A 19,914-nucleotide genomic window follows, 5' to 3' on the forward strand; every position below is an offset into this window, starting at 1 on the left:
ATGTATTGATGTCACATCAGGCATTATTTACACACCGTGCGATTGCTGCGGTGCAAGCATTTCCCTTAATCGCTGTCACTGATGGCGATTTTGTTTGGGATAAGAAAATCTCACTACCTGACATCACAGCCTATGTTTCGGCAGTCGATGGGGCGGTGCAGGCAAGCTTTGTGGTGGCAAAAACCAATCACACCAAAGATATCTTCGCAGCAGTGCTAGACAGCGAGTCTGTCAAGCAACTGACCATGCACCGAGCGGATTTTTTGTGGGAAAAAGACTGCTTTGAATGCTTTATTGGTCATGCTGATACACCTGCTTATTTAGAAATCAATGCCAATAGTGCAGGCCAGTTTAATAGTTATCAGTTCGATGGCTATCGCACGCCCAATGTTATGCCGCCTGTGGCAAGTCATGAGTATGATGTACAAAGCTTTGTTTATCAAGATGAAATGAATTACTGCTTTGGCTTTGAAGTGACAAAAATCAGTACAAGCATGGATGTATCGCGGCTAAAGATTAATCCAACGGTGATTTTATACCCTGTGATTGATGGTCAAGCTGTGCCGATTTATTATGCATATCAGCACGCTGTACCACCTGATTTTCATGCCAGTGATGTATGGCAAAGCTTATAAAGTGATGGCTAAGCCACCAAAAACCGCTTGTGCAACCCTAAGGCATGAGCGGTTTTTTTTGGTGTTAAACAGGTGTAATTTGCCCATCTTATTTGCCTATCTTGGCTTGGACATGAAACAAGCGAAATTAAGCCTTTTCTAATCGCTTGATGCCAATGGTTTTGCGCACCTTGGCGATGATTTTTTGATGGCTATCGGTGATGTCGATATGATAATCACGGCAGATGGTATCGCCTGATTTGGCAAGCTCAAGAATCTCAAGCACTTCATCTGTGCTGATTTTGATACGGGCAGTGACCTTATCATCGGTAGTGCTTAGATACTCGATGGCTGATGAGATATCCCAAACCTGATAGTCCTTACCGAGCTTATGTGCCAGCATGGTGCAAATAAATGGGTCGGTCATCATATGCATACTAGCACCAAACTGCGTACCAGTCAGGCTCTTATTCAGCCGTGTCATCGGCAGTCCTACCACGCATAAGCCATTGTCCAGATCCACCATCTCAAGGCGAATGCCTGCACCCAAAAATGGTGCAAAAGTATTCAGCTTGCTTTTGATGATATGCGGTACAAGCTGTGGATAAGTGGTTTTTTTGCCTTGTTTGATCAGCTTGCCGAGTTTGTTTTTGGCGGTCGTTAGAGCCATGTATCAATCCTCAAAATTATCGCAGTATTGTGCCATATTTTGTAGATGAAATAAAGCTGTTTAATTTTTGTGCAGGATAAATGCGTCTTTTGTTGATGTCTGAGTTGATCAAATTTGTGCTAAAATAATGCATCTTTTGTGATGATGTTTTGCTATGCCGACCGACCAAGACCGCCCAGATTTAGATCAGCTAATCGATGAGATGAACGAGCCTATCGATGATGAAATGGTGCAGCCAGCATCCAAGCAGGCGATGTCACGCAATGTATTGGCGGATGGTGTGGATCGCAAGGCACATCTGTCGGTATTGGTCAAAGGCTTACCCAACTTGCCTGGGGTATATAAGATGCTGGGCAAAACTGGCGACATCTTATATGTCGGCAAAGCCAAATCACTCAAAAATCGGGTCAATAGCTACTTTGCCAAGACCATCGAACATCCAAAGACTCAAGCACTCGTACAGCGAATCTATGATGTCGAAATCATCATCACCACCAGCGAGACCGAAGCGTTATTGCTTGAGCAAAATTTAATCAAAAATCATCTACCACCTTATAATGTCATCCTAAGAGACGATAAGTCCTATCTGTATGTCTATGTCAGTACGGATAAATTTCCACGCTTGGGTATCGGTCGGGGCAAGGGTAATCATGTACAAGGGCGGTTCTTTGGGCCTTATCCATCAGCAACGAGTGCCAAGACATCGCTTGCACTGATGCAAAAGCTATTTATGCTAAGAAGCTGCACCAATAATTTTTTTAATCAGCGTAAACGCCCTTGTCTAGAATACCAAATCAAACGCTGCAAGGCACCGTGTGTTGGCATGGTATCGCAGGCAGAATATGATGCTGATGTCGATGCGACCTTGAAATTTTTGCAGGGTGATACAGGGCAAATTCAAACAACGCTCGTTGCCAAGATGGAAGAAGCGGCATCGCAGATGAATTTTGAACAGGCGGTGTTTTATCGAGATCGCTTGACGATGATTAATGATTTGTCTGCCAAGCAGTCGGTATATCGACTCGATGGCGAGGCAGATGTCTTTGCCATCACTGAGCAAGCAGGCGTGACGGCGATTCATGTGCTGACGGTGCGTGGTGGGCAGGTATTGGGTGGTAAGAATTATTTTCCTGATGAGATTGCGCCTGATGCCAAGCATCTGGGTGAGAAACTGTCTGAGTTTTTGCTGTCGTTTTATTTTCAGGTGAGTGATGATTTACCAAGTGAAATCATCATCAATGCCACACTTGAAGATGCCGATGCGGTGAGTGAGGCGTTGGCAAGTCAATTTGGGCATAAGACCATCATCAAGCACCGAGTGCAGACACATCGAGCAGATTGGCTCAATATCGCCACACTCAATGCCAATAATGCACTTGCCACACAGCTCAAAGATCACCGAGAGCTGCACGCGCGCTTTGAGGCACTTAGAGTGGCACTTGATGGTGTGACAGATCGTACCATTGATCGTATTGAGTGTTTTGACATCAGTCATACGATGGGTGAAGCGGCGATTGGTTCGTGTGTGGTGTTTGACCAAGGTGGTGCACGCAAGCGAGACTATCGCCAATACGCCATCCATGACATCACCGCAGGCGATGACTATGCCGCCATGAGACAGGTGCTGACACGGCGATACAGCAAACAGCCACTGCCTGATTTGCTACTTGTTGATGGTGGTAAGGGTCAGCTCAATATCGCCATCGAAGTGCTGACGGCACTTGCTAAGCTAGATGATACTTTGCTTGTGGGTGTGGCAAAAGGCGAAGGGCGTAAGGCAGGGCTTGAGGTACTACACTTTGTCAATCATGAACCGCTAGACTTACCTGCTGATAGCAAGGCATTGCACCTAATCATGCAGGTGCGTGATGAAGCACATCGTTTCGCCATCACTGCCCACCGCAAAAAGCGTGATAAGAAACGAGCAGGTTCGGTGCTTGAAGTCATTCCAGGACTTGGGGCAACGCGTCGCCGTGATTTGCTCAATCATTTTGGCGGCATGGGGCAGCTACTGGGTGCATCCGAAAAAGACATCAGCGAAGTCAAGGGTATTGGCAAAGTCTTGGCAAGTACGATTTATAAGGCACTACACGGCTAAATCAGCACCGCATAAACCAAAAAAAAAGATGAGTTATTGATCTTACTCATCTTTTTTATAGGAATTTATGATACAGACTAAGCGATAGAGATTAAGATTAGGCGATCTCATCACGCCATAGATCTGACAGCACTTCACGCTGACGCACCACGCGATGCGTACCGTCATCGACCATCACTTCACAAGGGCGTGGACGAGTGTTGTAGTTGCTCGCCATCGTAAAGCCATAAGCACCTGCACCAGCCACCGCCAAAGTATCACCGACAGACAAGGACAGCAGGCGATCTTTACCGATAAAATCACTGGATTCGCATACTGTGCCGACCACATCCCAGACTTTCTCGTCGCCTGTCTTTGATAGATCGGTTGGGATGATTGCCATCACTGATTCATACAGTGCAGGGCGAATCAGCTCGCTCATGGAGCTATCGACGATGGCAAAGTTCTTAAATTCGGTGGGTTTTAGGACATCGACACTGGTTAGTAGTACGCCTGTATTGGCAACTAGGCTACGCCCTGGCTCTAGGTATAGCTTGAGACCCAGTGCTTTTAGACGTGGCAAGAGTAGTTTTGCGTAGTCATCGACACTGACGGGATTTTCGTCAATATAACGCACACCAAGACCGCCGCCCAGATCGATATGATCAAGCGTGATGCCATTGGCAGACAGCTCGTCAATGAGCTCAATCAGCTTATCAAGTGCGTCGCTAAAGCCTTGTGCATCAAGCAGTTGTGAGCCGATATGGCAATCGATGCCAGTGATTTGTAGGTGTGGCAGGCTGTTGGCGTGCAGATAGGCACTGATAGCCTCTTCATGACTGATGCCAAATTTATTATCTTTCATGCCTGTTGAGATATACGGATGCGTCTTGGCATCGACATCTGGATTGATGCGTAGTGAGATGCGAGCGACTTTGCCAAGCTTCGCCGCTACACTATTGATGCTGTCAAGCTCGCTCACCGCTTCGACATTGAAGCAGTGGATATCAGCATTCAAGGCATATTCGATATCATCAAGAGTCTTTCCTACGCCTGAATAGACGACTTTTTTGGCATCAGTCACTTGTAGCACACGAGCCAGCTCGCCTTTTGAGACGATATCAAAGCCTGCACCGGCATCGGCCAAGGTCTTTAGTACCGCTAGGTTTGAATTGGCTTTGACAGCATAGCAAATCTGATGATTAATCTCGCCAAATGCTTGCGTATAAGACTGATAATTCTCCAATAATGCACGGCGTGAATAGACATACAGTGGCGTACCATAGTGTGATTTTAGAGTTTCACTACTGACACCGTCAATATGAAGTACATTATCCACATAAGAAAAGTAGGGCAAAGCATCCACCAAAACGGCGGCATCGATACTAAGCACGCCATCAGTTAGGCGGCTTGCAGGTACAAAATTCATCATAATCTGTCAATACTATTCAAATAATAAGTGTATCAATAATCGTTCGGATTTGGGCTGACCGTGCCATCTTCATGGATAATCGGTGAAGTCTCGGTCGGAATGTACAAAGCGCCTTTTTGACCGCAGCCTGTCAAAGTCAGCACCAGTGCAGCCAATAGCCCTACAGCGGATTTTTTCATCATGCTTATTTCCATCGGATACATCCGCATTGTTCGGATGAGTTGGGTAATTAAAAATCAGGACATTTTAGCATAAATTAGCATCGCTTGGGCGTAAAAATCAGGCAAAATTTTTCATCGCCACAGGATGATTTAGCAATAAAATAACTGATGAAAAATCAAATACTTGTTATAATTTTGCACAGATATCATCAAAAAATCTCACACAAACAGCGACCAATCGACAAAATGGCGGAATATTTTAATGAAATCTAAGATTTAAGGCTTGACAATCAAAGCAATCAGGGTTAATTTATTTGGTTATCCATACAATAAAGTGGGTGGACTGACCCACATGGACATTGACAACAAAATTACCATCACATCGGAGCATTTATGAGCTTAGTGAATCCTACTTTAGTTTTGAACTGCGGTTCATCATCAATCAAATACGCCCTAATCAGCGAAGATGGCGAAAGCCGTATCGAAGGTTTGGCAGAAGGCTTGGGTAATCCTGAAGCACGCATCAAACACAAAAACCTAGACGGCGAAGCGACGGTTATCGAGATTCCAAATGGCGTCCATGCTGATGCTCTAAAGGTTATCCTAGAAGATTTGATCAAAGAATATAAGCCTGTGGCAGTCGGTCATCGTGTCGTACATGGTGGCGATAAGTTCAAATCAGCGACCGTCATCACCGATGAAGTACTGGCGACCATTGATGAGCTGACCACACTAGCACCACTGCACAACCCTGCAAACGCTGCTGGTATCCGTGCGATTAACAGCATCTATCCTGATTTGCCACAAGTAGCGATTTTTGATACGGCATTCCACCAAACCATGCCAGCACACGCATATCGCTATGCTGTGCCAAAAGCACTATACACTGAGCACCAAATCCGTCGCTATGGCTTCCACGGCTCATCACACGCTTATGTGTCAAACCGTGCTAGCGAGCTAACTGATAAAGCAGGTACACACGGCTGGATCATCGCTCATTTGGGCAATGGCTGCTCGGCAACTGCGGTCTATGACGGCAAAAGCCAAGACACCAGCATGGGCATCACCCCGCTAGAAGGTCTAATGATGGGTACTCGTAGCGGTGATGTTGATCCGGGTCTGCACATCCATCTAAGCCGTACTCTAGGTATGTCGATCGATGAGATTGATACACTATTGAACAAAAAGAGCGGTCTATTGGGCGTATCAACCGTCTCAAACGATATGCGTAACCTAGAAGCCGCCGACAAAGAAGGCAACGAAGATGCTAAGCTTGCACTACAAATGTTCGCCTATCGCACCGCCAAATATATCCTAGGCTTGACTGCTGCCTTGCCTGAGCTGACTGGTATCGCATTCACGGGTGGCGTGGGCGAAAATGGCGCTGATATGCGTGCTGCCATCGTTGGTGCGCTCAAGCACATCGGTGCAAAAGCAGACTTGGCAAAAAATGCTGAGCTATTCCGTGGTGCAGAAAGTAGCTTCCACGCAGCAGATTCAGCGGTCGAGCTGTGGGTTATCCCAACTGACGAAGAATTCCAAATCGCTAGCGAAAGCCGTGCGGTGCTTGGTCTGTAATCATAAAAACGCACTGTGTTGACGGTGCGTTTTTGATTGATTTTAAATGAATCAGCTAGATAAAGATAATTTTTAGGAAAAACTATGACGACAATTTTACTTGTGCCTGTCGAAGAATTTGACATCGATGGCTTTGCAACCAAAACCGCTGACAATGCGTTTTTGCCATTTGCATCATTTGGTCAAGCGGCATTTGAAACAGCTTTGGCAAAGAACAATCTAGATGATTTGCTTGAGCTGATCTATGCCAAAGCAAACGAAAACAGCGACGCCGTCAAGGTCGTGGCAGGTATCAATCCAAAGCATCCGTATGCCAACCAAGTCAACCGTGATTTGGCACTAGCGCTAGATGCTGATGTGGTATTGGTGGGTGATAACACAGCACTACTTAGCATCGGTAAGGCAGTGTATGGCGAGCGTGTGGTCGGTGAAGTCGCGACCACAGGCGATGCCAAAGCATTCATCAAAGCAAGCACTCGTAAGCCAAATCTATCGCCATCGGCGTTCCGTGTTGAGCTGGTCAAAAAAGCTCAAGCCGCCAAAAAACGCATCGTCCTACCAGAAGGTGCTGAGCCACGCACCGTCGAAGCGGCGGTAATTTGCCAAACTCGTGGCATCGCTGACTGTATCTTGCTGGCCACCAAAGATGAAGTACAAAAAGTCGCTGACGAAAAAGGCCTAACCCTACCAAGCGATCTACAAATCATCGATCCTGCCACTTTGCAAGAGCAATATGTCGCACCGATGGTTGAGCGTCGTAAGGGTAAGCTTGATGAAGCAGGGGCAAAAGAGCAACTACAAGACACGGTCGTACTAGGCACGATGATGCTACAAATGGGCGATGTCGATGGCTTGGTATCAGGTGCGATTCACACCACAGCGAACACCATCCGTCCTGCGTTCCAGCTGATCAAGACTGCACCGCAGTACAGCCTAGTATCTAGCTGTTTCTTTATGTTACTGCCTGAATCTGTGGCAGTCTATGCTGACTGTGCGGTGAACCCAAATCCAAATGCCGAAGAGTTAGCAGAGATCGCTATCCAAACCGCTGATTCGGCCAAAGCCTTTGGCATCGAGCCAAAAGTAGCAATGATCAGCTACTCAACTGGCACATCAGGCGCAGGTGCGGATGTGGATTTGGTGGCGAATGCAACCGAAATCGTACGCCAAAGAAAGCCAGAGCTAGCAGTCGATGGCCCGCTACAATATGATGCGGCAGTTGTTGAGAGTGTGGCAAAATCAAAAGCGCCAAACTCACCTGTGGCAGGTCAAGCGAATGTCTTTATTTTCCCAAGCCTATCGGTGGGTAATGCACTGTACAAAGCTGTACAACGAAATGCTAATGTCATCGCTGTCGGCCCAATGCTACAAGGTCTAAACAAGCCTGTTAATGACCTATCTCGTGGTTGCTTGGTGGATGATATCGTCTATACCATCGCATTGACTGCGATTCAAGCGGTTGGTGAGTGATGGCTGGCTAATACCAGTTTTCACCAAACAAAAGCCGTCTGCCTATGGGTGGGCGGTTTTTGCTATGTAAAAATAATTCTACAAAAAATCTTTTGAATGTGCTAATGTGGTACTTACTTTTCATAAATCAACAGGAGTGTATAATGAAGTTGGCCAAAGTACTTGTTGTAGCAGTTGTGGCAATGGCTACACTGAGCAACCCAGCTTATGCCAATACTGCAAAATATCAAAAAATCGATAGAGTGTTTAATAAGTGTTCTAAGAATGCCAGATATGCAGCAATTGCCAATGATTGCATAGATTCAGCAGTTAATAGCTATGTTAAAACATTTAATAAAAATCAGAAAGATAGGTTTCAAAAAGCTAAAAGTCAATGTATTGTTAGGTATGAAAAACAGTATCAGGAGTCCTATGAAGGCTTTACTGGCATTAAAAGAGAGGCGTTTCTATTTTGCCAATATGATGCAGTTAAAGCGATTGCAAAAAGAAAATAACCACATATAACAACAAAACAGGGCGATTAATATTTACCCTGTTTTTTACATCCCTACCGCACCACCCACAATGCCCGGTTGGCATGGTCGGCCCATGCCTCGCGGGTCTGCTCAAGCCATCCCTTGGGCTTCAGGCTCTCGGACTTCTGCGCCCCGCCCCGCTCTGGCTGTTTGGCGTTGTACCGCTTGAACCACTGGTCAGCCGGGCGCTCGATACCGTCGTTCTTCCGCTCAGAGATCATCAAGTGGCAATGGGGGTTCTCACCGTTACCGGCATGGATGGCCAGCGTATACGGCAGGCGCTCGCCCTCAGTCAGATGCCGGGCGAATTCGTCCACCAGCTCCCGCTGCTGATCTAGGGTCAGTTCGACCGGCAGGGCAAACTCAATCTCTTTGAATAAGCGACCGTTGGCCCGCTCGTACAGGTCGGCACCGTCCCAGTAGTCGGCGGGACGCTCGGCCCACTCGGGCAGGTGGCCGGACTGGGTGTGCAGCACCTCTTCACGGTCGCGGGAGTAACGGCCCTCCCGCTGGATGTAATCGGCTTTCGCCTTGGCCGGCTGGCTGCCGACGATCCGGATGAGGAGAACACCCTCGCCACGGCAGTTTTCACCCTCGATGCCAACCACGTCAGGTGGCAAATTTTCGACATTAACCGCGACGATGCTAAATTTCATGGAGAAGTGCGTGGGTGAAATAGCCGGTCGTCAGTCATAAAGGGCAGGGGAGTACCGTTGGCCCGGCGTTCGATAGTACCGTCCGGATACTGCCAGATATCGGCGTCCAGGGAGATGTCCTGAAGCGCGGTGTCCGGAATTTCAGGTTTGTGTCTCTACAAAGACTAACTATCAGAAAAACTCATCGAGCATCAAATGAAACTGCAATTTATTCATATCAGGATTATCAATACCATATTTTTGAAAAAGCCGTTTCTGTAATGAAGGAGAAAATTCACCGAGGCAGTTCCATAGGATGGCAAGATCCTGGTATCGGTCTGCGATTCCGACTCGTCCAACATCAATACAACCTATTAATTTCCCCTCGTCAAAAATAAGGTTATCAAGTGAGAAATCACCATGAGTGACGACTGAATCCGGTGAGAATGGCAAAAGCTTATGCATTTCTTTCCAGACTTGTTCAACAGGCCAGCCATTACGCTCGTCATCAAAATCACTCGCATCAACCAAACCGTTATTCATTCGTGATTGCGCCTGAGCGAGACGAAATACGCGATCGCTGTTAAAAGGACAATTACTAACAGGAATCGAATGCAACCGGCGCAGGAACGCTGCCAGCGCATCAACAATATTTTCACCTGAATCAGGATATTCTTCTAATACCTGGAATGCTGTTTTCCCGGGGAGCGCAGTGGTGAGTAACCATGCATCATCAGGAGTACGGATAAAATGCTTGATGGTCGGAAGAGGCATAAATGCCGTCAGCCAGTTTAGTCTGACCATCTCATCTGTAACATCATTGGCAACGCTACCTTTGCCATGTTTCAGAAACAACTCTGGCGCATCGGGCTTCCCATACAATCGATAGATTGTCGCACCTGATTGCCCGACATTATCGCGAGCCCATTTATACCCATATAAATCAGCATCCAGGTTGGAATTTAGTTGAATATGGCTCATAACACCCCTTGTATTACTGTTTATGTAAGCAGACAGTTTTATTGTTCATGATGATATATTTTTATTTCAATTTCTTTTGCCGTCCTTTACTCTTTACTTTCAAAGCATCAGGACCAGCAATTCTATGATCGTTTACCCACCTGGCAATTAGAGGTGGATTATTTATCCCTACAGATAAAGCTAACTCCTGATATGAAACTTCTGTTGTTAAATATAACTCTACTACATGAAGCTTAAATTCGAAAGAGTAACTTTCATTTTTTCTTGATCGCATCAAACCATCTTTTCCAAACGCTTTATATGCAAATACCCATTTTTCAATATCCCTTTTTGAAGGTACTCCATATTTTTTTGAAAGATATCTATAACCGCCTTCTCCATCTAAATATGCTTGAACAACTTGTAACTTAAATTCATAACTGTATTTTGCCATAAAAAATGACCTCCCATAAGTTAGATTTTTGGTCTAACTTATGGGGGTTAGTTCATTCTACACTTGGGCTGCATGTTTTGATTAATTATCTAATATCTCCGGATCTCCTGTAAAGGAATATAAAACTGCCTGCATGTTTTTCAAATAAAATACGGTGAATTTCCCATCATCAGCGCTATACCACTCTCTCAAAAACGGATTTGCTTCAAGCATTGCTTCCCTTGCTTCCACGGTATCATCAATTACGGCTTCGCCGGTGAGCCGAATCCATTTTCCTTTTGCCATACCTGAGACTTCCACCTTTGAATTTGCCAATAACTGCTGATAAACTTTTTTCTGATTGGTTGTACCAAGATAGACCTTGCCATTCCTCTCCATGGCTGCATTAAACGGTCTGACCCTTGGCTGGTCTCCTTCAACGGTTGCAAAATAAAAAGTTTTTGCTTCATTTAAAAAATCAACAACTTGACTCATCCTTTTTTACCTCATTTCACGAAGAATTTAAACTGATATTCCCACATTGTAACATATTTACCACCACCTTTCAATCTTTTTCAATCAATGCTGTCCGGCTAAGGTGCGTTAAATATGTTCAAAATCTCCGAGGTTTATGCTACAAAACAGTTGCATAACCCATTGCAGCCCAAGGAGATTTTGAACATGAGCCATCATAATACACTCTTTTCTCAAATGCTATCATTGATTCCCAGACATGTTTTTCAGAAACTGGAAGCCCGGCATAAAACAGGTCGTTCTTCTCGACAATTCGGCTTTAAGGAAGCGAAATCCTACGCTAAGGCTTTGGCCAACGATATTCTCCGGTAAGATTGATGTGTTCCCAGGGGATAGGAGAAGTCGCTTGATATCTAGTATGACGTCTGTCGCACCTGCTTGATCGCGGCCGCGATAGCTAGATCGCGTTGCTCCTCTTCTCCATCCGCGTTCCAAGCTGCGGAAAGGCACCCATAAGCGTACGCCTGGTCGAGCAGGCGACGCGGATCGACGTCCAGCGCACGAGAGAATGCGTCCGCCATCTGTGCAATGCGTCTAGGATCGAGACAAAGGTCGTCTCTGTCAGCCGGATCGTAGAACATATTGGCGGCGCCAAAGCCCACTTCACCGACCAGACCGACGGGATCTATCACCAGCCAGCCGCGACTGGAGAACATGATGTTTTCATGATGCAGATCGCCATGTAGCCCACGCAGTTCCGAGGCATTGCTCATCATTTGATCGGCTATAATCGCCGCGTGGACGTAGTCAGTTTGACAACCTGCGTTTTGATCATCGCGCGCCCGCTGAAACAAAGCTGCAAAGCGATCCCGGATCGGGAGAAGGGCAGAAGGCAGGGGTTCCTCAGATGCGGCATACAGCTTCGCCATCAGTTCCGCTGCAATTTCGGTCGCCTGGTAGTCGCCGTGCTCGGCAACGATGTGAGAGAGCATTCGCTCCCCGGCATATTCGAGCAACATCAGATTGTTCTCACGACCGAGCAACCGGACTGCTCCCCTCCCATTGCGCCATACCAGATAGTCGGCCCCGCGCAGTTCATCAGCAATGTCTTCTATAGGTTTCAATCCCTTGACGATTGCAGGAGTCCCGTCTGGCAATGAAACTTTCCAAACGAGGCTGGAAAAGGTGTCCGCAATGAGAACAGGTTGCGAAACGTGCCAATGAGCAGGAAAAACAGGCGGCATGAACATCAACCCCAAGTCAGAGGGTCCAATCGCAGATAGAAGGCAAGGCGTTCGCGGTCTACAGTGGCTGGACTTGGAGAAAAACGGCGTTTATTCTTCCTATACTCTGTTAGAAATCTTGAAATGATCTCAAAAATATAACATTCTCTTTCGATAAATTAAAGCCACTAAAGCAATCTGCTCATCTCATTTTCAACGATCATTAAAGGCTATCGAAATAATCTCGATAAGGCTTAATATCTGGATTTACAACAAACTTATAGCCGATTTTATCGTTGGTTTATCATGGGTTTTACATCGTTTAAATTCATTAAAATCCGTTAAATGTAAGATAAACTACCGTTGTTTACAGTATTAAGGTAAAATACTGCAAATGAACATTCATAAAAACACACGATTGCTTCCCTACCAACGGGAAGCCATTTGGACTGCTTATCACAAGAACAGGCAGTCAGTTACTTCACTAGCATTGGAGTACAAAGTATCAAGACCTACCATTTACAAAGTCTTAAAACTTGCTCGTGTTAAGCTACTCAAGCCCCAAGCCAGTACCAACAATCGCTTTAAACAAGCCAAATATGGTATTAAACGCCTTGCTAAAGTTGAACAATCCATACAGGATAAGCTCAAAAAGCAAGCCAAGCGATACAATAAGTCCTATCCTGGTGAGATGGTGCATGTGGACACCAAACGCCTGCCCTTGCTCAAAGGACAAAATGCCAACAGTCCTAGAGAATATCTATTTGTTGCCATAGATGACTATTCTCGCGAATTGTATGCTGACATCATGCCGGATAAAACAGCCTTTAGTGCAACACAGTTTCTTGTAGAACAAGTGATAGAGCCATGCCCCTACAAAATTGATGTGATTTATTCTGACAATGGCACAGAATATAAAGGCACAAAAGACCATGAATTTTCTCAAGCCTGCTATCAAAACAACATCAATCAAAAATTTACCAAAGTAGGTAGGCCACAAACCAACGGCAAAGCTGAAAGGGTCATACGAACATTAATGGAGCTTTGGCATGATAAACATGAATTTGTCAGCAGTGAGCATAGAAAGCAAGAATTAACCAGATTTCTTAATTTCTACAACACTGTTAGACCGCACTCATCTTTAAGTAAGAAAGATGAGACTACTGGCAAGACTTTAACTTTTACTCCTTATGAGTGGTTAGAGTTTTATTTTAAGCAAAGTGTAAATAACGCTTGAGTTTCTTACACGTTAAATCTCTTACATTCCATGGATCATCTTACTCTTCAAATAAATCCTTCTAAAGATACCGTAATGTTGGCGTTTACTTCCCATCAAAGATTGATCCTAGAAGGATTTATTACTCATTCCTATTTTAAGCATTGCGCTTAATGAATGACCTTATTATCTATCCATTACCAATGGATCATCACATAGTTTTTGTAATGTTTCGACAAATTTTGCCACATGAAATCCATCACAAACGGCGTGATGCACCTGTATCGCCATTGGCAGAGAAACAATTCCTGCTTTTTCACGATATTTCCCCATCGTCATAATCGGTTTAAAGTGATTGTCAACTTTAGGCAAACTTAAAGTAAATCCCGTAAAACTCAGCCAAGGTAGACAAGAGATATCAAAGGTATTTTCCGGCATATTGGGCTTTGGCAAAAATTGCAGATCATCTTGATAGATCGTGGCATCCTCCAAATAATTTGCCATAAACTTGGTAATATCGGAATGATATGTTGTCCAAAGTCCGGAGAAAGTCTCACTTTCAGGATGAAATATCGTATATGCTGGATGCAGCAGATCCCATTCGATCAACTCACCATCTTTCATCCCCATTTTAAATGCCGGCAACTGATTCACAGCTCGTGTAATGAGATAAATCATGGTGGGATAAAACTTATATTGCTGCTTTTTAATCACGTTTAACGCACGAGTAATATCAATCTCCACGGTAACCGTAAAACCACATTGAATGCTGCTAAAACTCTCAAAGTGTTCCCGTCGATTCCACTGATCAATATTGATAATTTTGTACTGCTTTTGATGGTTCATTTTTTAACCCTTTTTACTAGTATGACGTCTGTCGCACCTGCTTGATCGCGGCCGCGATAGCTAGATCGCGTTGCTCCTCTTCTCCATCCGCGTTCCAAGCTGCGGAAAGGCACCCATAAGCGTACGCCTGGTCGAGCAGGCGACGCGGATCGACGTCCAGCGCACGAGAGAATGCGTCCGCCATCTGTGCAATGCGTCTAGGATCGAGACAAAGGTCGTCTCTGTCAGCCGGATCGTAGAACATATTGGCGGCGCCAAAGCCCACTTCACCGACCAGACCGACGGGATCTATCACCAGCCAGCCGCGACTGGAGAACATGATGTTTTCATGATGCAGATCGCCATGTAGCCCACGCAGTTCCGAGGCATTGCTCATCATTTGATCGGCTATAATCGCCGCGTGGACGTAGTCAGTTTGACAACCTGCGTTTTGATCATCGCGCGCCCGCTGAAACAAAGCTGCAAAGCGATCCCGGATCGGGAGAAGGGCAGAAGGCAGGGGTTCCTCAGATGCGGCATACAGCTTCGCCATCAGTTCCGCTGCAATTTCGGTCGCCTGGTAGTCGCCGTGCTCGGCAACGATGTGAGAGAGCATTCGCTCCCCGGCATATTCGAGCAACATCAGATTGTTCTCACGACCGAGCAACCGGACTGCTCCCCTCCCATTGCGCCATACCAGATAGTCGGCCCCGCGCAGTTCATCAGCAATGTCTTCTATAGGTTTCAATCCCTTGACGATTGCAGGAGTCCCGTCTGGCAATGAAACTTTCCAAACGAGGCTGGAAAAGGTGTCCGCAATGAGAACAGGTTGCGAAACGTGCCAATGAGCAGGAAAAACAGGCGGCATGAACATCAACCCCAAGTCAGAGGGTCCAATCGCAGATAGAAGGCAAGGCGTTCGCGGTCTACAGTGGCTGGACTTGGAGAAAAACGGCGTTTATTCTTCCTATACTCTGTTAGAAATCTTGAAATGATCTCAAAAATATAACATTCTCTTTCGATAAATTAAAGCCACTAAAGCAATCTGCTCATCTCATTTTCAACGATCATTAAAGGCTATCGAAATAATCTCGATAAGGCTTAATATCTGGATTTACAACAAACTTATAGCCGATTTTATCGTTGGTTTATCATGGGTTTTACATCGTTTAAATTCATTAAAATCCGTTAAATGTAAGATAAACTACCGTTGTTTACAGTATTAAGGTAAAATACTGCAAATGAACATTCATAAAAACACACGATTGCTTCCCTACCAACGGGAAGCCATTTGGACTGCTTATCACAAGAACAGGCAGTCAGTTACTTCACTAGCATTGGAGTACAAAGTATCAAGACCTACCATTTACAAAGTCTTAAAACTTGCTCGTGTTAAGCTACTCAAGCCCCAAGCCAGTACCAACAATCGCTTTAAACAAGCCAAATATGGTATTAAACGCCTTGCTAAAGTTGAACAATCCATACAGGATAAGCTCAAAAAGCAAGCCAAGCGATACAATAAGTCCTATCCTGGTGAGATGGTGCATGTGGACACCAAACGCCTGCCCTTGCTCAAAGGACAAAATGCCAACAGTCCTAGAGAATATCTATTTGTTGCCATAGATGACTATTCTCGCGAATTGTATGCTGACATCATGCCGGATAAAACAGCCTTTAGTGCAACACAGTTTCTTGTAGAACAAGTGATAGAGCCATGCCCCTACAAAATTGATGTGATTTATTCTGACAATGGCACAGAATATAAAGGCACAAAAGACCATGAATTTTCTCAAGCCTGCTATCAAAACAACATCAATCAAAAATTTACCAAAGTAGGTAGGCCACAAACCAACGGCAAAGCTGAAAGGGTCATACGAACATTAATGGAGCTTTGGCATGATAAACATGAATTTGTCAGCAGTGAGCATAGAAAGCAAGAATTAACCAGATTTCTTAATTTCTACAACACTGTTAGACCGCACTCATCTTTAAGTAAGAAAGATGAGACTACTGGCAAGACTTTAACTTTTACTCCTTATGAGTGGTTAGAGTTTTATTTTAAGCAAAGTGTAAATAACGCTTGAGTTTCTTACACGTTAAATCTCTTACATTCCATGGATCATCTTACTCTTCAAATAAATCCTTCTAAAGATACCGTAATGTTGGCGTTTACTTCCCATCAAAGATTGATCCTAGAAGGATTTATTACTCATTCCTATTTTAAGCATTGCGCTTAATGAATGACCTTATTATCTATCCATTACCAATGGATCATCACATAGTTTTTGTAATGTTTCGACAAATTTTGCCACATGAAATCCATCACAAACGGCGTGATGCACCTGTATCGCCATTGGCAGAGAAACAATTCCTGCTTTTTCACGATATTTCCCCATCGTCATAATCGGTTTAAAGTGATTGTCAACTTTAGGCAAACTTAAAGTAAATCCCGTAAAACTCAGCCAAGGTAGACAAGAGATATCAAAGGTATTTTCCGGCATATTGGGCTTTGGCAAAAATTGCAGATCATCTTGATAGATCGTGGCATCCTCCAAATAATTTGCCATAAACTTGGTAATATCGGAATGATATGTTGTCCAAAGTCCGGAGAAAGTCTCACTTTCAGGATGAAATATCGTATATGCTGGATGCAGCAGATCCCATTCGATCAACTCACCATCTTTCATCCCCATTTTAAATGCCGGCAACTGATTCACAGCTCGTGTAATGAGATAAATCATGGTGGGATAAAACTTATATTGCTGCTTTTTAATCACGTTTAACGCACGAGTAATATCAATCTCCACGGTAACCGTAAAACCACATTGAATGCTGCTAAAACTCTCAAAGTGTTCCCGTCGATTCCACTGATCAATATTGATAATTTTGTACTGCTTTTGATGGTTCATTTTTTAACCCTTTTTACTAGTATGACGTCTGTCGCACCTGCTTGATCGCGGCCGCGATAGCTAGATCGCGTTGCTCCTCTTCTCCATCCGCGTTCCAAGCTGCGGAAAGGCACCCATAAGCGTACGCCTGGTCGAGCAGGCGACGCGGATCGACGTCCAGCGCACGAGAGAATGCGTCCGCCATCTGTGCAATGCGTCTAGGATCGAGACAAAGGTCGTCTCTGTCAGCCGGATCGTAGAACATATTGGCGGCGCCAAAGCCCACTTCACCGACCAGACCGACGGGATCTATCACCAGCCAGCCGCGACTGGAGAACATGATGTTTTCATGATGCAGATCGCCATGTAGCCCACGCAGTTCCGAGGCATTGCTCATCATTTGATCGGCTATAATCGCCGCGTGGACGTAGTCAGTTTGACAACCTGCGTTTTGATCATCGCGCGCCCGCTGAAACAAAGCTGCAAAGCGATCCCGGATCGGGAGAAGGGCAGAAGGCAGGGGTTCCTCAGATGCGGCATACAGCTTCGCCATCAGTTCCGCTGCAATTTCGGTCGCCTGGTAGTCGCCGTGCTCGGCAACGATGTGAGAGAGCATTCGCTCCCCGGCATATTCGAGCAACATCAGATTGTTCTCACGACCGAGCAACCGGACTGCTCCCCTCCCATTGCGCCATACCAGATAGTCGGCCCCGCGCAGTTCATCAGCAATGTCTTCTATAGGTTTCAATCCCTTGACGATTGCAGGAGTCCCGTCTGGCAATGAAACTTTCCAAACGAGGCTGGAAAAGGTGTCCGCAATGAGAACAGGTTGCGAAACGTGCCAATGAGCAGGAAAAACAGGCGGCATGAACATCAACCCCAAGTCAGAGGGTCCAATCGCAGATAGAAGGCAAGGCGTTCGCGGTCGGGGGCTTCGATCCCCAATACATTGAATAGGACAGCGAAGGCGCGCTCTGCTTCATCTGGCGCTGCCCAGTTCTCTTCGGCGTTAGCAATCATGAGTGCCAAATCGGCATAGCGATCTGCTGTTCCGAGCCGCCCAAGGTCGATCAGACCCGTGCATTGAAGAGTTTTAGGGTCCACCATGAAGTTCGGCATGCAGGGATCGCCATGGCAAACAACCATATCGGTGCGCTCTTGGTCGAGCCGCACCGGTAGCTCTCGTTCGACACGAGCCAAAAGATCGAGCTGCGGCGTACTCTTGTCCTCGTCCGGTAAGAAGTCGGGATTGACGGCATTGCGGGACACCACATCAACGGCGCGTCCGAACATTCGCGACAGCCTGCGCTCAAACGGACATTGATCAACCGATAGGCTGTGAACAGCGCCAAGTTGCTGCCCCATTGACGGCCACGCTTTGAGCAAATCCGCTCCAGACAGATCAGCCGCCGGTACTCCCGGAATTGCCGTTATCACCAAGCATGCACCCTCCTGTTCCTCCTGCCAGTTGATCACCTCGGGGCAATCCACACCTCGACCTTTGAGCCAAATGAGGCGGTCACGCTCTCCAGCGAGCTCACCGCGGCGGGAAGCAGGTGCGATTTTCGCGAAGGCATGCCCGTCACCACGTCGAAAAACAAAATCACCGGATTCTCCGCCTCTGACAGGCAACCAGTCAGAATGCGATTCACCAAAAAAAATATTAGTTCGATTCAATGGAGGTTCCTTCAGTTTTCTGATAACGAATTCTTGCGGTTTCTTTCAGCGCCGCCAATACCGCCAGCCCGTCGCGCAAGGGGCGCGGCTCGTGTGTGCGGATGAAGTCAGCTCCACCTGCGGCGGCGGCAAGCTCTGCAGCGAGTGTCGCGGCCCCGACATCCCCCGGACCACGGCCTGTGAGCGCGCGCAGAAAGGATTTGCGCGAAACAGACAGAAGCACCGGCAAATCGAAGCGCAGCCGCAATTCATCGAACCGCGCCAGCACCGAGAGCGAGGTTTCGGGAGCAGCCCCCAGAAAAAACCCCATGCCGGGATCAAGGACAAGGCGGTTGCGTTTGATACCGGCACCCGTCAGCGCCGCGATGCGCGCGTCAAAGAACGCCGCAATGTGATCCATGATGTCGCCAGCGGGTGCCTCGCGCCGATCTGCCTGCCCGTCTTGCACCGAATGCATAACGACGAGTTTGGCAGATGATTTCGCCAATTGCGGATAGAACGCAGCGTCTGGAAAACCGCGAATATCATTGAGATAGGCCACACCACGCGACAAGGCATAGGCTTGCGTCGCGGGTTGATAACTGTCGAGCGAGACGGGAATGCCATCTGCCTTGAGCGCGTCCAGCACCGGCGCGATACGCGCGATTTCTGTGTCGGACGAAACAGGCGCGGCGTCGGGATTGCTGGATGCCGGACCGAGGTCGATCACATCTGCCCCCTCGGCCATCAGCTTACGCGCCTGCGCAATGGCTGCGTCTGGCGCCAGATACCGGCCTCCATCGGAGAAACTGTCCGAGGTTATGTTGACGATGCCGAAAATGATGAGCGATTTATTCATGGGGGCTTCTATAATAATAATAATCGAGCATGAGTCTCATACGGATGCTCGGGTCGAAAGGGAATCCCCAGGCGAGTAACCTGTTTGCGGTGATCCATTAGCTGCAGGAGCAGAATAGCATACATCTGGAAGCAAAGCAAGGAAAGCGGCCTATGGAGCTGTGCGGCAGCGCTCAGTAGGCAATTTTTCAAAATATTGTTAAGCCTTTTCTGAGCATGGTATTTTTCA

General features: G+C 46.4%; 21 protein-coding genes and 1 pseudogene. 8 read left to right on the forward strand and 14 right to left on the reverse strand.

Going from position 1 to position 19,914, the window contains the following annotated elements:
• Nucleotides 1-8 precede the first annotated feature (8 nt).
• A complete protein-coding gene (locus tag NKU06_RS07875) occupies nucleotides 9-635 on the forward strand; it encodes a hypothetical protein (RefSeq protein WP_254729854.1) in 627 nt (208 codons plus the stop codon).
• A 127-nt stretch (nucleotides 636-762) separates the two neighbouring features.
• Here the strand turns inward: NKU06_RS07875 and NKU06_RS07880 are convergent, their stop codons facing one another.
• Complete coding sequence (locus NKU06_RS07880) at nucleotides 763-1,284, reverse strand: DUF4442 domain-containing protein (RefSeq protein ID WP_254729857.1); 522 nt, start codon at nucleotides 1,282-1,284, stop codon at nucleotides 763-765.
• A gap of 253 nt (nucleotides 1,285-1,537) precedes the next feature.
• Here NKU06_RS07880 and uvrC point away from each other — a divergent pair, with 253 nt between their 5' ends.
• Entirely contained in the window at nucleotides 1,538-3,382 is a 1,845-nt protein-coding gene (uvrC, locus tag NKU06_RS07885) for an excinuclease ABC subunit UvrC (RefSeq protein WP_254732183.1), read from the forward strand.
• A gap of 97 nt (nucleotides 3,383-3,479) precedes the next feature.
• On the opposite strand, the gene lysA is transcribed toward uvrC, so the two are convergent.
• Together lysA and NKU06_RS07895 are read right to left on the reverse strand one after the other, a co-directional pair.
• Nucleotides 3,480-4,790 (reverse strand): diaminopimelate decarboxylase, encoded by a 1,311-nt coding sequence (gene lysA / locus NKU06_RS07890; RefSeq protein ID WP_253224661.1) that lies wholly within the window; start codon nucleotides 4,788-4,790, stop codon nucleotides 3,480-3,482.
• Nucleotides 4,791-4,825: 35 nt separating this feature from the next.
• On the reverse strand, nucleotides 4,826-4,972 hold the full coding sequence (locus NKU06_RS07895; RefSeq protein WP_103034380.1) for a lipoprotein: 147 nt from the start codon (nucleotides 4,970-4,972) through the stop codon (nucleotides 4,826-4,828).
• A 375-nt stretch (nucleotides 4,973-5,347) separates the two neighbouring features.
• Between NKU06_RS07895 and NKU06_RS07900 the strand changes: the two genes are divergently transcribed.
• From NKU06_RS07900 to NKU06_RS07910, 3 genes and pseudogenes are all read left to right on the forward strand, one after another.
• Nucleotides 5,348-6,532, forward strand: coding sequence for an acetate/propionate family kinase (locus tag NKU06_RS07900; protein WP_254729860.1), 1,185 nt, complete (start codon nucleotides 5,348-5,350; stop codon nucleotides 6,530-6,532).
• A 483-nt stretch (nucleotides 6,533-7,015) separates the two neighbouring features.
• Nucleotides 7,016-8,002, forward strand: a pseudogene (gene pta / locus NKU06_RS07905) (phosphate acetyltransferase); the annotation flags it as partial.
• A gap of 143 nt (nucleotides 8,003-8,145) precedes the next feature.
• A complete protein-coding gene (locus NKU06_RS07910) occupies nucleotides 8,146-8,496 on the forward strand; it encodes a hypothetical protein (protein WP_254729862.1) in 351 nt (116 codons plus the stop codon).
• Between the two features lie 53 nt (nucleotides 8,497-8,549).
• Here the strand turns inward: NKU06_RS07910 and NKU06_RS07915 are convergent, their stop codons facing one another.
• The 4 genes from NKU06_RS07915 to NKU06_RS07930 form a co-directional block, all read right to left on the reverse strand.
• A complete protein-coding gene (locus NKU06_RS07915; RefSeq protein WP_254729865.1) occupies nucleotides 8,550-9,173 on the reverse strand; it encodes a MobA/MobL family protein in 624 nt (207 codons plus the stop codon).
• A 171-nt stretch (nucleotides 9,174-9,344) separates the two neighbouring features.
• Complete coding sequence (locus NKU06_RS07920) at nucleotides 9,345-10,133, reverse strand: APH(3')-I family aminoglycoside O-phosphotransferase (protein WP_253223181.1); 789 nt, start codon at nucleotides 10,131-10,133, stop codon at nucleotides 9,345-9,347.
• A gap of 61 nt (nucleotides 10,134-10,194) precedes the next feature.
• Nucleotides 10,195-10,566: a transposase gene (locus NKU06_RS07925; RefSeq protein WP_254729867.1), complete on the reverse strand. Its 372-nt coding sequence runs from the start codon at nucleotides 10,564-10,566 to the stop codon at nucleotides 10,195-10,197.
• Between the two features lie 81 nt (nucleotides 10,567-10,647).
• Nucleotides 10,648-11,040 carry a pyridoxamine 5'-phosphate oxidase family protein gene (locus NKU06_RS07930; RefSeq protein ID WP_254729869.1) on the reverse strand — a complete coding sequence of 131 codons (393 nt, stop codon included), beginning with the start codon at nucleotides 11,038-11,040 and terminating at the stop codon, nucleotides 10,648-10,650.
• Between the two features lie 216 nt (nucleotides 11,041-11,256).
• Here NKU06_RS07930 and NKU06_RS11720 point away from each other — a divergent pair, with 216 nt between their 5' ends.
• On the forward strand, nucleotides 11,257-11,391 hold the full coding sequence (locus tag NKU06_RS11720; RefSeq protein ID WP_371928042.1) for a hypothetical protein: 135 nt from the start codon (nucleotides 11,257-11,259) through the stop codon (nucleotides 11,389-11,391).
• A gap of 41 nt (nucleotides 11,392-11,432) precedes the next feature.
• On the opposite strand, the gene NKU06_RS07935 is transcribed toward NKU06_RS11720, so the two are convergent.
• A complete protein-coding gene (locus NKU06_RS07935) occupies nucleotides 11,433-12,269 on the reverse strand; it encodes an aminoglycoside O-phosphotransferase APH(6)-Id (RefSeq protein ID WP_000480968.1) in 837 nt (278 codons plus the stop codon).
• 367 nt (nucleotides 12,270-12,636) lie between these two features.
• On the opposite strand from NKU06_RS07935, the gene NKU06_RS07940 reads away from it, so the two are divergent.
• Nucleotides 12,637-13,479 carry an integrase core domain-containing protein gene (locus tag NKU06_RS07940; RefSeq protein WP_254729032.1) on the forward strand — a complete coding sequence of 281 codons (843 nt, stop codon included), beginning with the start codon at nucleotides 12,637-12,639 and terminating at the stop codon, nucleotides 13,477-13,479.
• 165 nt (nucleotides 13,480-13,644) lie between these two features.
• Here NKU06_RS07940 and catA (NKU06_RS07945) read toward each other — a convergent pair whose 3' ends face one another.
• Nucleotides 13,645-14,304 carry a type A chloramphenicol O-acetyltransferase gene (gene catA / locus NKU06_RS07945; RefSeq protein WP_202935873.1) on the reverse strand — a complete coding sequence of 220 codons (660 nt, stop codon included), beginning with the start codon at nucleotides 14,302-14,304 and terminating at the stop codon, nucleotides 13,645-13,647.
• A 16-nt stretch (nucleotides 14,305-14,320) separates the two neighbouring features.
• Nucleotides 14,321-15,157: an aminoglycoside O-phosphotransferase APH(6)-Id gene (locus NKU06_RS07950; protein WP_000480968.1), complete on the reverse strand. Its 837-nt coding sequence runs from the start codon at nucleotides 15,155-15,157 to the stop codon at nucleotides 14,321-14,323.
• A 367-nt stretch (nucleotides 15,158-15,524) separates the two neighbouring features.
• Between NKU06_RS07950 and NKU06_RS07955 the strand changes: the two genes are divergently transcribed.
• Nucleotides 15,525-16,367 (forward strand): integrase core domain-containing protein, encoded by an 843-nt coding sequence (locus tag NKU06_RS07955; RefSeq protein ID WP_254729032.1) that lies wholly within the window; start codon nucleotides 15,525-15,527, stop codon nucleotides 16,365-16,367.
• A gap of 165 nt (nucleotides 16,368-16,532) precedes the next feature.
• Here the strand turns inward: NKU06_RS07955 and catA (NKU06_RS07960) are convergent, their stop codons facing one another.
• Genes catA (NKU06_RS07960) through sul2 form a run of 4 tightly spaced genes read right to left on the reverse strand, consistent with a single transcriptional unit; the run spans nucleotide 16,533 to nucleotide 19,686 of the window.
• Entirely contained in the window at nucleotides 16,533-17,192 is a 660-nt protein-coding gene (catA, locus tag NKU06_RS07960; RefSeq protein ID WP_202935873.1) for a type A chloramphenicol O-acetyltransferase, read from the reverse strand.
• Between the two features lie 16 nt (nucleotides 17,193-17,208).
• Nucleotides 17,209-18,045 carry an aminoglycoside O-phosphotransferase APH(6)-Id gene (locus NKU06_RS07965; protein ID WP_000480968.1) on the reverse strand — a complete coding sequence of 279 codons (837 nt, stop codon included), beginning with the start codon at nucleotides 18,043-18,045 and terminating at the stop codon, nucleotides 17,209-17,211.
• Nucleotides 18,045-18,848 carry an aminoglycoside O-phosphotransferase APH(3'')-Ib gene (gene aph(3'')-Ib / locus NKU06_RS07970; protein WP_052935330.1) on the reverse strand — a complete coding sequence of 268 codons (804 nt, stop codon included), beginning with the start codon at nucleotides 18,846-18,848 and terminating at the stop codon, nucleotides 18,045-18,047. Before aph(3'')-Ib ends, NKU06_RS07965 begins: the two co-directional genes overlap by 1 nt.
• The gene (gene sul2, locus NKU06_RS07975; RefSeq protein ID WP_011270145.1) at nucleotides 18,835-19,686 is read right to left on the reverse strand and encodes a sulfonamide-resistant dihydropteroate synthase Sul2; all 852 of its coding nucleotides are present in this window, start codon (nucleotides 19,684-19,686) and stop codon (nucleotides 18,835-18,837) included. Before sul2 ends, aph(3'')-Ib begins: the two co-directional genes overlap by 14 nt.
• Nucleotides 19,687-19,914: the final 228 nt, after the last annotated feature.

The sequence above is a fragment of the Moraxella sp. FZLJ2109 genome (assembly GCF_024296965.1).
GTDB lineage: Bacteria > Pseudomonadota > Gammaproteobacteria > Pseudomonadales > Moraxellaceae > Moraxella.